Raw genomic sequence first — 13,747 nt, forward strand, 5'->3', positions numbered from 1 at the left:
TTGTATGTTCATGCCGACAGAGCATAGCCACTTTTTTTCACTTCAGGCTGACCCGGTCAGAGTTATCGCGAAGTTAGTTACCGGTCGTTACGCTTTTGTCGTTCCTGACCGCAATGCGTGATTTATTTCAACGGGTGTCATACTGGATCATAATTAAACGCCAGATAAACGAAAGCAGAATGCGATCATCTCTTTTCTCTCTGTTTAACCCGTGGTGAGAATATTGAAGAGTGTAATGAAGCAAAAAAAATAAATAGGCGGTTTTTATCTTCATTCCTGAAAATGTTTATTAGTTCAGCGAAAAAAAATTAAAAAATGAGTTGATCCCATATGGCAAAGATTGTTGAAATCAGGCGGCAGGTTCAGCCGGCGGCTATTTAATTATTGTTTAGCTTTCTCAGCTGAAAGATAAACAAAATCTAAATAGATGAGTACGGTGAAATTATTTAACGCCATGCAGGGGAGTTCACTGAACTGAATTTCACTCCTGTTCTGGAAAACATTCTTTAATGCTTTCCTGTGATTAACCAGAACGAATGACACTATCATGAAAAATATACTCATTACCGGGTCAACAGGTTTTTTAGGCGGCGCTGTCGTCGCCCGTTTATTGCAGAACAGTCCCAGGGACAGACTGCTGCTCCTTGTCAGAGGCGAAAATGTTGAGGAGGGGGCAAACCGCGTTAAAACAAACCTGAAAAACTTTGGGTTAGATGAGTCATTAATCAGCATGATAGAGAGTGACAATATTCTTCTGGGCGACCTCGCCTTCACGGAAAACTTTATCCACGACACGCGCCTTGACGACGTGACGCACGTGATTAACTGCGCCGCCGTCGCATCCTTTGGCAACAACCCCTTTATCTGGAAAGTGAATGTTGAGGGCACGTTTCAGTTTGCCGAGCGCATGAGCCGCGTTGCGGGGCTGAAGAAGTTTATCCACGTGGGTACGGCCATGTCCTGCGCCCCGGAACCGGGATCGCTGGTGACCGAGAGCGAGCTGGACTCCAGCCGCGATCAGCACGTTGTCGAGTACACCTGGAGTAAGGCCTCAATTGAAAAACTGATGACGGAAAAGCTGCCCGGGCTGCCGCTGGTTATCGCGCGTCCTTCGATTGTCGTGGGCCATTCCGATCAGGGTTGTCTGCCCTCAGCCAGCATTTTCTGGGTGTTCCGGATGGTGCTGGCGCTGGGTAAATTCACCTGCGAACTTGGCGATCGGATTGATGTGGTGCCGGTTGATTACTGCGCAGAGGCACTGGTACTGCTGCTTGATGCGGAAGCGGTGATCAACGAGGTCATTCACATTTCTGCCGGGGCGCAGAGCAGTGTCACCTTCGCGGAAATTGACGAAGCGATGGCCAGAGCATCCGGTGAAAAAGCCCTGGGACCGGATTATCAGAAGGTCTCCTATAAACACCTGGCGGAGAGCAGAAGAACCTTTAAAGATCTGTTCGGGCCCTGTAACGAACGCATCATGCTGCGTGCCATGAATTTATATGGTCATTTTTCCAATCTGAATGTGGTCTTTGATAATTCAAAATTACTGCAGCTGGGAATGAGCAGGCCTTCACGCTTCACCGATTATCTGGATCGCTGTGTGGTGACGACGCGCAATTCAACGATTGCAGAACTGATGCAGGTGGACTTTAAATAGCAGAGTCCGGGCGTGGATGGCTGGGGTATTGAGCTCAGGAGTTGATGTGAAAATGAAAAAGCGCTTCCGGAGGGAAGCGCGTTATTTTCAGAAGGTGAACGTCAGACCGGCATAATAGGCACGACCCGGTTCATTATACGTTGAAGCCCCGTCAGCTTCGCGATACAGCTGTTTATCCAGCAGATTATTAATCCCGGCATTGGCGCGCAGGTTTTTAGTAATATCATAATTGAAGTTAATGCCAAAGACGGAATACGCGCCCACTTCACGATCAGACATCGATCCGTTTTCCGTCCGCGACTCGGCATGGCGGCGCGGTTTCTGACGCCCATACATGGTCCAGTTCAGGTCAGTCGAGAAATCCTGCGTAACCTGCCAGTCGAGCAGGGTATTAATGGTATATTTCGGGATGATCGACAGCGGGTTTCCGGTCTCCTTATCCTTAGACTCGATCATATAGGTAGCATTAGTGCGCCACTCCAGTGTGTCCCGGACCAGCGGGATCGTGACGTTACCCTCCAGCCCCTCAACCACCGCTTTGCCGCCGTTACTCCATTGCAGAATATTATTGCCATTGGAGGCGTAGCCCAGCACCTCGGTACCGGAGACGATTTTGTTTTTATAGTCATTGCGGAACCAGGTGATCCCCGCAATATATCCCTGCTCGCTGTACTCAATACCCAGTTCTTTATTAACGCTGACTTCGGGATCAAGATTTTCATTACCCAGCAGATAGCAGCTGCCGCGCGCAACATTGACCGGACAGCCGTTGCCCCGGGTCGCCAGTAAATACCCTTCACTGGACTGATAGAGGTTGGGGGCTTTGAATGCACGGGCAATACCCGCCTTCAGCGTAAAACTGTCGCCCAGTCCCTGCGAGATATTCAGCGACGGACTCCAGTTAGCGCCGAACGTATCGTGATAATCAAAGCGCAATCCGGGGATCACTTCAGTGCTGTCCGTCAGGGCGATGTTATCTTCAACGTAGAGGGAGCTGAGCGTGGCGCTGTTTTTACTGTTGCGACTGCCGGGGTCACCACTGACTCCATTGATCGAAACGCCTGGCGCACGGGTGCCGTTCATGGAGTTGGGATCGTTCAGCTCATCCCGGTTCCACTCTGCGCCCAGCGTCACGGTCTGCTCACGCAGCAGCTCCAGCGGGAAGCTGATCTCTCCGCCAGCACGATAACTGTCGAAACGGCTGGTCGAAAAGGTTCTGCTGTTGATCCGGCCTTCACCTGAACCGGCTGTGCCTTCGTTCAGGCGGGTATTGTTGGTTTTTTCATAGTTGAAGGTGAGTTTCGACTGCCCCCAGTCCCAGATCCCATTGTGGGCAAGCCCCCAGGTCTGACGATAGAGCCGGTTGGTCTCCGCGCCATCGAGCGATTCGATCAGCGCATTACCGGCCCCGTTGCTGTACTGCGTATCACCGGCATAGATATTGCCCTGGCGGCTATAGCCGTAACTGAAATCCAGCACCTGAAGCGGCGTGATCTTCCAGGAGAGCACGCTGTTAATGTCTTTGTTACGCACACCTTCACGACCGGCGGCAGCCGAGCCGTTCTGCGACTGGTTAATATCGAAGGCATCACTGTCGGTTTTGTTGATGTTGCCATAGAGACGCATGGTCAGCGCATCTCCTGCCAGCGGCCCGCTCAGATTGAAGTTGGCGCGGCGCGTTGCGCCTTCTTTATTATCTTCCGGCTGGTTGGTGTAGAGCGACAGCGAACCGCTCCAGTGATCGGTGGGACGTTTGGTAATGATGTTCACCACACCGCCGGCCGCGCCAGAACCATAGCGGGCTGCCGCCGGTCCGCGAATGACTTCAATTCGCTCGACCATTTCAGGTGGCACCCAGTTAGAGTCACCGCGGGAGTCACGCTCGCCGCGCCAGCTGTATCGAACCGAATTGCGCGACGTGGTGGGAACGCCATCGATCAGAATCAGGGTGTTTTCCGGCCCCATGCCGCGAATGTCGATCTGACGATTGTTGCCGCGCACGCCGTTAGCACTGTTGCCGGTAAGATTAACACCCGGCATTTTGCGGATAATATCGGAGAGGTCATTGACCGGCGGATTCTTTCTGATGTCCTGTGCGGTGATCACCGATACCCCCGGCTGCTGCTTTAACTCCTCTTCGGCGGTGACCAGCATGGTCTGATCGTCGGCCAGCTTCTCCGTCTCTTCCTGACTCGCCCCATTGGCAGAAGTACTTAATACGCCAGCCAGCAGCAGCGCAGCAGGGCGCTTATGGACACGCATGGTTACATTCACTTAGAAGTTCTCCCTGAATCGTTAATATATGTAAGCAAATGCGTATGATAATGATAGTAGTTCGCATTGTACATTGCGGCAGGGGATCTTTACATTCCCGCATTCGCGATCGTGCTGTCGCCTCAGAGAGCGGCAAATTCGTCCGAAAAACGTACAGTCGGGAGGCATCGGGTTCTGTATCATGGCCCGTTTTAGTTCTCAGATTTCATCAGAATGCGTTTCTGTGACTCCAGACTTAATAGGTCTGGAGTCACAGTGCCTGAGTCAGTAGAATGGCCCGCCTGTAGAGTGAAAGGGAGAGTCATGTGATCGATCGGACATCCAGCCCGGTGCGTTCCGCGCATGTCGGCCAGCACGTCATGATCTGGCTGGAGCAGGTTAAAGCCGCCTCGTTAGGTGAGCTGGATAACTTCGGGGATGAAGGAACCGTAGAGCAGGTCATGAAGGTCTGGGTCAAACTGTCGCTGCTGATCAGCCGCCGCCGCCCGGAGATCGCCGTTTCTTCCCTGCTGAAACATGTTCTGCCCGGTATCGGTTCTCAGCCGCTGAAAAATCTGACGCGTCTGCGTCTCAACCGGCTCTATAACATCCTGATTGCGGAAGGGAAAAAGGAGGAGGCGCGGCGGGTCTTTGCACTGACGAAACAGTTTCTGGCCTGGGCCGAGATGCAGGGCTATCTCGATCACTCCCCGATTGCTTCAATGAAAAAGCGCGATGTGGCGGGCCGGGCATCACCGCCGCGCAGTCGCCAGCTGAGCGATGCGGAGATCTGGGTTTTCTGGCACGGGCTGGATAACTGGGCACTGTCGGAACAGGCGCGCTGGGCGCTGCGGTTGTGTCTGGTCAGCGCCCGGCGACCGGATGAGATTGTGCAGGCGCAGAAAGCGGAGTTTGATCTGCAGCTGGAACTCTGGAAGCAGGGCACGCGTAATAAATCGCAGCGGGAACATGTGCTGCCAATCTCACCGCTGATGCGTCAGTGCATCGAGGCTCTGCTACAGGCCGCCGATCCGGACTCCCCCTGGCTGGTGCCCGCACCCCGTGATCCGCAGCAGCCGCTCTCTAAAGGTGCGCTCAATCAGGCGCTGCGCCGGATGATCCGCGCCCCGCGCGGGCTGGGACTGGAAGCCTTCACGCCGCGCGACCTGCGCCGCACCGCGCGATCCAAACTCTCTGCGCTCGATACGCCCAACGACGTTGCCCGCAAAATCATGAACCATGCGCTGGAAGGGATCGATCGGGTTTATGACACGCATGACTACCTGAGCCAGATGCGTATCGCCATGAACCGTTTTTCTGCTGCCGTTGAACAGATCATCGCCTGCGAAAGTTATCATCAGCTGCAACACCGCTATGAGGGTGAAACCCTGTTACTCGACGAGCGCGCCATCATGGCGATGGCGCGCTGACCGGACCGTCAGAAGTGGTAACGCAGCCAGGCAAAGTAGACGTTGCCGTTATTGTGCGTGCCGGGGATGTAGGTCATCTGGAAATCGAGATCGCCATAGCCGATGGCGGCAAGCGGCAGTATCGCCGGCACCGGGATGTAATCCCAGTTGTGACGTGCCGTCACACCGGCGGTATAACCCGCACCCCAGTGGAAATTCTGATCGGCCAGCGGACGCCACGTCGCCACCCAGCCGTAGCCGCCAAAGGGCTCCCACTTATTAAAGGAGTCCTTGAACGCCATTAAGTAGATACCGTTCCAGTTGCCTTTCTCGTCGTAGCGGGAGATCCCGCCACCGGCGCCCCAGGGCCTTTCATTATATTTATCAATATGTTCCCGGTCGTAGGTCGCACGGTTGTGCCACGTGATAGCGGGCAGGTAAAAATCGATACCCTGTGGCTGCTGCCAGGTCGTGGCAACGTTATTGCTGAAGGTGTTCCAGCCAGCACTGACATTCTGCACCAGCGTGGCAGACCAGGCAGAAGGGGCTGAAAACAGACTCAAAACGGTCGTCGTCATCAGCGCATTGAAAAGGGATGTTTTGCGCATGTGCGAATTCCTGCAATCTCTGGTGTTTAATAAGGTAATAAAAGGGTTAAGGCGGGTATTGTGGCATGAAGAGTGACAACTTCAGGTCAATGAACGGCCCTTACGGGATATTATAGTGACGGTAAGCGAAACGGCACCCGAATTTTTCTGATAAAACCGCCGGGATTTATCGGGGCAGCTTCTCCTATCTCCCTCTTCCCGGCCTCTCCGGCACCGATCATTTCCTGAAAAAACCGGCATCATCTGTTAACAAAATCTTGCAATGAAAATCGCAATGCGTATATTTCTCATTTGCTTTAAAGGTTTATCACACCCGCCTCAGGCGCACAGGGAAAACGTTTCTGGTTCCTCAAACCAAAAGCAGGGCAGCGATGTCCGCAGGATGCACGGTCGTGACAGTGGCAGATAAAATCATAAAGATAATTGAGGAATAAATGAACGCATTTGAATTTCAGCGTGCCGGGGAAACGGGCGCGACGGCTTCGCACCGCCTGTTCCGCCTCTCCCTGCTGGCTGCCCTGGTCGCCACCTCACTGGGACAGAATGTGGCCCGCGCCGCAGAAAGCGCGGCGCCCGCCGTCAGCGATGAGCAGACCCTCACCGTCAGCGCCTCTGCCGATGACGGCGTGACAACGTCACCTGCCACCGATTACAGCGTACCGGTTACCCGTGCAGGGACAAAAATGCTCGGTACCGTGCGGGATGTGCCACAGTCTGTCAGCATCGTCAGTTCGCAACGGATGGCTGACCAGCAACTGCAGTCGCTGGATGACGTTCTGGCTAACACCACCGGTATCCGCGGCGTCAGTGTCGATATGGATCGCACCAGCTACTACTCCCGCGGCTTTTTGATCGACAACTATATGGTCGATGGTATTCCGACCGCGTTTGCCGAGCGCTGGAATCTGGGTGACGCGCAGACCGACATGGCGCTCTATGAGCGTGTTGAAGTGGTGCGCGGGGCAACCGGTCTGCTGACCGGTCCGGGCAATCCCTCGGCCGCCATTAACATGGTGCGCAAACATGCAGACAGCAAAACGTTCGGCGGCACCGTCTCCGCCAGCTACGGCAGCTGGAACAAACAGCGTTATGTGGCCGATCTCTCGGCACCGCTCAGTGACAGCGGCAATGTCCGTGGCCGGCTGATCGCGGGCTGGCAGGATAACAACAGTTTCATTGAGCGCTACGGCGCTAAAAAACAGTTTATCTATGGCGTGGTTGATGCCGACCTGACCGACTCTGCCACGCTCTCGGTCGGGTATGAGTTCAGCCAGGTTAACACCGATTCCACGATGTGGGGGGGCGCGCCGCGCTGGTATACCGACGGAACGCAGATCCACGCCCGTCGCGGCTATAACACCGCGCCTGACTGGGCCTACAACGACAAAGAGAACCGCAAGCTCTTCGTCAACCTGAAACAGGACTTTGCTAACGGCTGGAACCTGACGCTGAACGGCACGCACAATGAGATGCGTCTGGACAGTAAGCAGATCTATCTCGATGGCTTCTTCGATCGCAACAGCGGCGCGGGTGTCTCCTCCTATGCGAACTACCCGGTGGTGGGCGGGACCGGCTACAACACCGGCAAACGCAAGGTGGATGCGGTCGATGCCTTTGCCAGCGGCCCGTATGAGCTGCTGGGACGTCAGCATGAGCTGATGGTGGGCGTCAGTTACAGCCGTCAGGATAATAAATATTTCAGTACGTTTGAGAACATCTCGCCTGAATCGCTGGGCAACTTCAACGATTTTAACGGCCAGTATCCGGAATCGGCCTGGACACCGCGCCTGCCAGCCAGCGATACCCAGCTGGTGCACCAGAAGTCGACCTATATGGCAACCCGTCTGTCGCTGGCCGATCCGCTGCATCTGATCCTCGGCGCCCGTTACACCAACTGGAATCGCGAAACACCCGGCGGTGAGATGGAGAAAAACAACACCACGCCGTATGGCGGTCTGATTTATGACTTTGCTGAAAACTGGTCTGCCTACGCCAGCTACACCTCGGTATTCCAGCCGCAGGATTATCGCGATGTCAGCGGGGCGTACCTGTCGCCGGTGATCGGCAAAAACTATGAGGCCGGTCTGAAATCAGACTGGATGAACAGCCGCTTCACCACCTCACTTTCCGTGTTCCGCACCGAACTGGATAATGTCGGTGAAGCCACCACGCAGATCGTTCAGGGTTCCGGCGATGTGGCCTATATTGGCCGCAAAGGGGTGGTGAGCCGCGGCGTGGAGTTTGAGGTCAACGGCGCCTTAACCGATGACTGGCAGATGACCTTTGGCGGCACGCGCTACATCGCAGAAAACCGCGATGGCACGACGTTCAATCCGCAACTGCCACAGACCAGCTTCAACCTCTTCACCAGCTATCGTCTGCCTGCTCTGCAGGCGCTGACGCTGGGCGGCGGCGTCAACTGGCAGACCCACATCTGGAACGATGTCGGTGCACCGGAAGGCAATGGCACCTGGCGGGCACGTCAGGGCAGCTACGCGCTGGTTGATCTCTTTGCCCGCTATCAGGTGAATAAAAATCTGTCGCTGCAGGGTAACCTGAATAACCTGTTCGACAAGGCGTATGACACCAGCGTCGCCAGTTCGGTGGTCTACGGCGAGCCGCGTAATTTCTCGGTCACCGCCAGCTACACCTTCTGATCGCACTCCATGAAAACGCCTCAGACGGGGCGTTTTTTTTCGGATCATGCCGTCTTCAGGCAAAACGCAGCGCCAGATTAAAGCCCTCTCCGGACGCCACGACAATCGCGTCAGCCTGCTCGTGAAACAGGATATTCCCTGCCAGCAACGCGTTTTTCACCAGGGCGAGATCCGTTGTGGCAAACCCCAGCGCCACCATCCGGGCGCTGCCATCATAATCCTCCGGCAATGGGCCGAAGCGCTGTTGCGCATAGTCGGCGGAGGCAAAGCGCACCGTGGCAGCCCCGGCACGCAGCACGAAAGCGCCTTCCGGACAGGCGAGAACCTTTGCGGCACCAAAAAGGCGGCTGTAGACCTGCGCCGCGTGCGCCGGGTCCTGCGCGACGATGACAAACTCACTGATATTCTGCACCCCATTGGGATGGCGTTGCCAGGCGGGCTGCCACACCGTGTCCGGCGTCAGATGCTGGCAGAAAAAGGATCGTCCATTGGGGATCAGCGAGGCACGCAGCCGCACGGTCCGGAAGTGCGCTTCACTGACCGAGCCATCCGGCAGGGTCACCGGCCGCCAGAAGGCAGCAGGCGGGTCGCCATCCAGATCCTGTCTTTCCAGGTGCAGAAACTCACTCTCTGCATCGCTGCTTTTCCACACCAGTCCGCTTAGTCCCAGCGGTGAATTCCACAGGTCGGCACGCTGGTTGCCTTTGCCGGGCTCATAGCCGAGCAGCTCCAGATAATTTTCGCCAAAAATAGCCAGATGATTGCTCGATCCCAGCGAGTGGTGGCCCCGCTCGGTGAGCTGAAAGCCGAGCCGCCGGAAGCGGGCGCTGGCGTTATCCAGCTGATCGGCCACATTAATGACCGCGTGGTCGAGAACCGGTTGCGGCACCGGAACAGCGATCGTCGTACGCTTTTTTTTCGTCATTGCGCTACCACTCTCTGCAGCGCGCGCGTCACCAGCCTGGTAAAGTACGCCACGGCCGGGCCTATCAGCGCCTCATCCGGATCGAAAGCGGCGTGATGCAAACCATACTCGCTGGCACTGCCGATGCTGACAAAGGCGCCCGGCACCTGTTGCAGGTAGAAAGCAAAATCTTCGCCACCCATCTGTGGCGTCTCCGCCTGTTCAGCGAGATAGCCGCTCTCGCGGGCGACGTCCAGCGCGACCTCCACCCACGCCGGGGTATTGATCAGCGCAGGCGGGCCAGCCGTCCATGCCAGTTCCGCGGTCGCGCCAAATCCGCCAGCAATACCCTGAATCAGCGCCCGGATGCGATGCGGGATCTGCTCGCGGATCGCGCTGTTGTGAGTGCGCACGGTTCCCTCCAGTTCGACGGTCTGGGGCAGCACATTCCAGGTATTCCCGGCGGTAAAGCGCGTGACGCTCAGCACGACGGTTTCCAGCGAGCTGAACACCCGACTCGGCAGGGTCTGCAGGGCCGTCACAATATGGCTGGCCACCACAATAGAATCGATGCCCTCCTGGGGGCGGGCAGCATGCGCGCCTTTGCCCGCAACGCGGATCACAAAGCGATCCACATTGGCATAAAACGCGCCCGGCCTGCTGCGCAGGGTGCCCAGCGGCAATTCGGGGGCATTATGCAGGCCAAATATCGCCTTCACGCCCTCCAGCGCACCCGCTGCGATCAGCTGCTGCGCGCCATCGAAGGTCTCCTCAGCAGGCTGAAACAGAATCCGCACCCGGCCTGGCAGCGTGCTTTCCTGCTGCTTCAGCTGCAGGGCAACGCCCAGCATGACGGCGCTGTGAACGTCATGACCGCAGGCGTGCATCACACCCGGCTGACGGGATCGCCACGGGCGGTCGGTGATCTCCTCAATCGGTAGCGCATCTATGTCAGCACGCAGGGCGATGAGCGCTTCACCGTGACCCATTTCTGCCACCACGCCCGTTTTCAGCCCCAGCGGCAACAGCCGTATCCCGGCCTCGGTGAGCCAGCGGCTCAGGCGTTCCGTGGTGGCAAATTCATGATTGGAGAGTTCAGGATGCTGGTGCAGTTCACGCCGCCACTGCACCAGCTGTTCGGTTAAAGGCAATGTCATGGTTATCCCTGTTTTTCCGGCAGAAAAGGCTCGCCCGGCGTCAGCATCAGGCGGCTGGCCCAGGCAATAAAGGTTGGGCATGAATCAGAGCGGGCAGGGAGAGCATGGCGCAGGGTGAAATAACGTCTTCATGATAAATTCCTTTGTTATTAATTGCCTCAGCAGGCGGAATCATCATCGAATGACGCAGGGCGCAGATAAAGAAACGAATTGGTCAAAGCTTATCTGAAAAAAATAAATGCGGATTGCTGTCAGCTTCTCATACCAGTCGAATCATCCGCCACTCTCTATGGTAGCGGTTATAATTGTGCATATTTTGTTCGTAGTTAACAGATAACCCTATTCCGATGGAGTTTCTATGAATAATCTGCATGTTGCTATCATTGGTGCTGGCGCAACCGGCGTGGCCGCGTTTATTGCCCTTGTCCGACAGGGGGCCTGCAAATGCATTACACTGCTGGATGCGTCGGGGCCTGCAATCGGGCAGGTTTATGCCAGTCAGCATCCGGAACTCCTCTGTAATACCTCTGTTGAATTAATGTCTCTGTTACCGCCGCACTATCACGATTTACTTCATTACCTGCATGAGCATACAAATAACGAGATTACGCTGGCAGATTTTGTTTCCCGTAAAATCATCGGAGATTATATTCAGGACCGATATACCCGTTATCTCTCCCTGGCTTATCAGCAGGGCATAAGCGTCTCCTTTATCAGGGATGCGGGGAAACAGGTTATGCGTCAGCCGGGCGGTGATTATCTGATCGAAACCCGGCAGAGCGGCACCATTGCTGCCGATGCGGTAATCGTGTGCACCGGTTACACGCATCCCGCGATTCCTGAGGCCCTGGCATCCTATCAGGGCGATCCTCTGTTTTTTGCTTCACCCTATCCGGAAAAACTGATGCTGGAAAAGATCCGCCCGGATAGTCATGTCCTCATCGTGGGAACACGGCTCTCCGCGATAGATGCGGCATTAGTTCTTTGCCGACAGGGGTGCCGGGTCAGCCTGGTTTCTCCCTCCGGCGACCTGCCGGCGGTGCGCTCTGCCGTCATGCTCAGACCCATTCAGGCTTCGCGACTCGCCTGGCTTACAGACAGCGCGGTAATCAGTGAACAGGTCAGGCCGGACATCAGAAAATGGGTGATCCGGCTGCTGGCTCACGCCTCGGCGACCTCCCTCAGAGAGCAGTTTGTCGCAGAGGCGGAGAGTATCCAGCGACTGCGGGAAGAGAGTGAACTGGCGCGTCAGGACAAAACGGAATGGCAGTACAGGATTGTCGGAATGATTAACGCGATCAATCAGCATTCGCACACACTCCCCGAGGCGGTTAAGCACTCCCTGAGCGCCTTTCTGCGGGCAACAGGTCGCTATATCAGCGCGATGCCCTTAAAGAATGCCGAAAAATTGCTTGGTTATGTTGATAGCGGGTTATTAAGCGTTGAAAAGCTGAGGGCTGACTCTCTGCAGAAATCAGATTCGGGCTGGACCCTCAGCAACCCGCAGGGCGAAATCACACACTTTGACGCCCTTGTCTGTGCCACCGGCTACGCACCGCCCAGACATTCGATGACCCATAATGGGCTGATTCTCGCGGATGCGCGTGACGCTTCAGCCGCACCGCCCCGGCTGAATAACCATTTGCAGCTGCATCTGACCCACAGGGTGTCGCCTGAATCTGTCTGGCTGGCAGGCATATCAACGCATCTGTCCGTCCCGGTGGTGAATGCGCTGTTTGTCGCGGTCGAACAGGTGAACAGAATTGCACAACAAATCAAAAGATTATAAGGATTGAGTGATTGCGTTGTGATGAGGTCAGAGCAAGAGGCCTGCGTCCGGCCCCTTACCCTGACGAGACGCTACTCAGTACAGAGTGCCTGCTGGCGACACTGACTTTCGCGCAGAAACGCGCTGACCAGAACGAGCCACAGCAGACCGCAGGTCAGATTCACCAGGCTAAAGCCGCCGGTGCCGAAGCTGAAATAAGCCATTTTCGCGGCTTCAATGCCCAGCGCAATAATCAGGATGCTCACCATGCCCAGCAGTGCCGCGACGCTGCCTTTTCCGGCGCTGCTGGAAAAGAGCGTCATACGGTAAAGTCCGGCGTTAACCAGCCCGGTGCCGAAGCCGTAGAGACTCATTCCGGCCGTGAGCCACAGATAGCTTTGCGGATTCAGCAGGGTGGCAACCACCGCAACGGTCAGTCCGCAGACCACTGGCCAGGCACCCAGCTTTACCGGCTGTTCAATCGGCAGACGGCTGGATAAACGGCCCAGCGTCAGGTTGCCCGCAATCATCGCGGCAAAGACCGGCAGCTGAAGCAGGGCATAGTCGATGCGGCTCAGTTGCGCGCCGTGGATCAGGATGACGGGTGAAAGCGCCACCCAGGCAATGCAGGGGACGCTGACCAGTCCGATAGCCAGTGAACCGCGCATCACCTGACGATCCTTCAGCAACCCCGCGTAACCGCTGATAATCGATCGCAGCGACAGCGCTTTTTGACGATCGCCCGCCGTTTCAGGCATGGCATACCAGAGCCCGGCCAGCGCCAGCGCCGCAACTGCGCCAATCAGCCAGAACAGCGTGCGCCATTCTCCCACGGTCAGAAACGCCGCGCCCGCCAGCGGCCCGGCCAGCGGAGCCAGCAGGGCGACGTTGGCCATCAGCGCCATCATTTTGATGCTGAGCGACTCGGTGAACGCCTCCTGAATCGCCGCATAACCCACTGCACCGATGAAACAGAGGCTGATCCCCTGCAGGAAGCGCAGCAGAACGAACTGCTCAATGCTTTGTACCCAGTGCGTTGCGATGCAGGAGAGCATAAAAAAGGTCACGCCACCGATCAGCACCGGACGCCGTCCGATGCGGTCCGAGAGCGGGCCAAGCAGCCACTGCAGCAGGATGCCACCGGCCAGGTAAGCAGTCAGGGAGGTGGAGACCCACTCCGGCCCCACCTTAAACTCCTGAGTCACCAGCAGCATCCCGGGCTGGATCATGTCATGGGCGATATAGGTCGCAAACTCAAACAGCACCAGCGACAGGGGAAAGATCAGATGCCGCCGGGTCAGCTTTACGACCGGAATAAAAGAGGACATTACAGA

At 56.3% G+C, this 13,747-nt stretch carries 9 protein-coding genes; 4 read left to right on the forward strand and 5 right to left on the reverse strand.

Annotation, left to right across the window (positions count from 1 at the left end):
* Positions 1-547 precede the first annotated feature (547 nt).
* Positions 548-1,657 carry an SDR family oxidoreductase gene (locus OXR04_RS13590; RefSeq protein ID WP_267370884.1) on the forward strand — a complete coding sequence of 370 codons (1,110 nt, stop codon included), beginning with the start codon at positions 548-550 and terminating at the stop codon, positions 1,655-1,657.
* A gap of 87 nt (positions 1,658-1,744) precedes the next feature.
* Here the strand turns inward: OXR04_RS13590 and OXR04_RS13595 are convergent, their stop codons facing one another.
* Positions 1,745-3,919, reverse strand: a complete 2,175-nt coding sequence (locus OXR04_RS13595) for a TonB-dependent siderophore receptor (protein ID WP_267371303.1) — start codon at positions 3,917-3,919, stop codon at positions 1,745-1,747.
* A gap of 371 nt (positions 3,920-4,290) precedes the next feature.
* Here OXR04_RS13595 and OXR04_RS13600 point away from each other — a divergent pair, with 371 nt between their 5' ends.
* On the forward strand, positions 4,291-5,340 hold the full coding sequence (locus tag OXR04_RS13600) for a site-specific integrase (RefSeq protein ID WP_046102962.1): 1,050 nt from the start codon (positions 4,291-4,293) through the stop codon (positions 5,338-5,340).
* A gap of 8 nt (positions 5,341-5,348) precedes the next feature.
* Here OXR04_RS13600 and pagP read toward each other — a convergent pair whose 3' ends face one another.
* The gene (gene pagP / locus OXR04_RS13605; protein WP_276047261.1) at positions 5,349-5,927 is read right to left on the reverse strand and encodes a lipid IV(A) palmitoyltransferase PagP; all 579 of its coding nucleotides are present in this window, start codon (positions 5,925-5,927) and stop codon (positions 5,349-5,351) included.
* A gap of 434 nt (positions 5,928-6,361) precedes the next feature.
* On the opposite strand from pagP, the gene fhuE reads away from it, so the two are divergent.
* The gene (gene fhuE, locus OXR04_RS13610) at positions 6,362-8,584 is read left to right on the forward strand and encodes a ferric-rhodotorulic acid/ferric-coprogen receptor FhuE (protein ID WP_154928809.1); all 2,223 of its coding nucleotides are present in this window, start codon (positions 6,362-6,364) and stop codon (positions 8,582-8,584) included.
* 55 nt (positions 8,585-8,639) lie between these two features.
* On the opposite strand, the gene OXR04_RS13615 is transcribed toward fhuE, so the two are convergent.
* Both OXR04_RS13615 and OXR04_RS13620 read right to left on the reverse strand, forming a co-directional pair.
* Complete coding sequence (locus tag OXR04_RS13615) at positions 8,640-9,485, reverse strand: VOC family protein (RefSeq protein ID WP_267371309.1); 846 nt, start codon at positions 9,483-9,485, stop codon at positions 8,640-8,642.
* 20 nt (positions 9,486-9,505) lie between these two features.
* Positions 9,506-10,645: an amidohydrolase gene (locus OXR04_RS13620; protein WP_267370889.1), complete on the reverse strand. Its 1,140-nt coding sequence runs from the start codon at positions 10,643-10,645 to the stop codon at positions 9,506-9,508.
* A gap of 358 nt (positions 10,646-11,003) precedes the next feature.
* On the opposite strand from OXR04_RS13620, the gene OXR04_RS13625 reads away from it, so the two are divergent.
* The gene (locus OXR04_RS13625; protein ID WP_267370891.1) at positions 11,004-12,434 is read left to right on the forward strand and encodes an FAD/NAD(P)-binding domain-containing protein; all 1,431 of its coding nucleotides are present in this window, start codon (positions 11,004-11,006) and stop codon (positions 12,432-12,434) included.
* 71 nt (positions 12,435-12,505) lie between these two features.
* Here the strand turns inward: OXR04_RS13625 and OXR04_RS13630 are convergent, their stop codons facing one another.
* Entirely contained in the window at positions 12,506-13,741 is a 1,236-nt protein-coding gene (locus OXR04_RS13630; RefSeq protein ID WP_267370894.1) for an MFS transporter, read from the reverse strand.
* Positions 13,742-13,747 lie beyond the last annotated feature (6 nt).

Origin of the sequence: Pantoea sp. GM_Pan_3, assembly GCF_026541045.1 — a bacterium.
In the GTDB taxonomy this organism is placed as follows: domain Bacteria; phylum Pseudomonadota; class Gammaproteobacteria; order Enterobacterales; family Enterobacteriaceae; genus Pantoea; species Pantoea anthophila.

What these genes read in the sequence shown, in the direction of transcription:
- fhuE (WP_154928809.1), top strand. Translation starts at nt 6,362, where the DNA reads ATGAACGCATTTGAATTTCAGCGTGCCGGGGAAACGGGCGCGACGGCT.
- pagP (WP_276047261.1), bottom strand. Translation starts at nt 5,927, where the DNA reads ATGCGCAAAACATCCCTTTTCAATGCGCTGATGACGACGACCGTTTTG.
- OXR04_RS13600 (WP_046102962.1), top strand. Translation starts at nt 4,291, where the DNA reads ATGATCTGGCTGGAGCAGGTTAAAGCCGCCTCGTTAGGTGAGCTGGAT.
- OXR04_RS13595 (WP_267371303.1), bottom strand. Translation starts at nt 3,919, where the DNA reads ATGCGTGTCCATAAGCGCCCTGCTGCGCTGCTGCTGGCTGGCGTATTA.
- OXR04_RS13625 (WP_267370891.1), top strand. Translation starts at nt 11,004, where the DNA reads ATGAATAATCTGCATGTTGCTATCATTGGTGCTGGCGCAACCGGCGTG.
- OXR04_RS13620 (WP_267370889.1), bottom strand. Translation starts at nt 10,645, where the DNA reads ATGACATTGCCTTTAACCGAACAGCTGGTGCAGTGGCGGCGTGAACTG.
- OXR04_RS13630 (WP_267370894.1), bottom strand. Translation starts at nt 13,741, where the DNA reads ATGTCCTCTTTTATTCCGGTCGTAAAGCTGACCCGGCGGCATCTGATC.
- OXR04_RS13590 (WP_267370884.1), top strand. Translation starts at nt 548, where the DNA reads ATGAAAAATATACTCATTACCGGGTCAACAGGTTTTTTAGGCGGCGCT.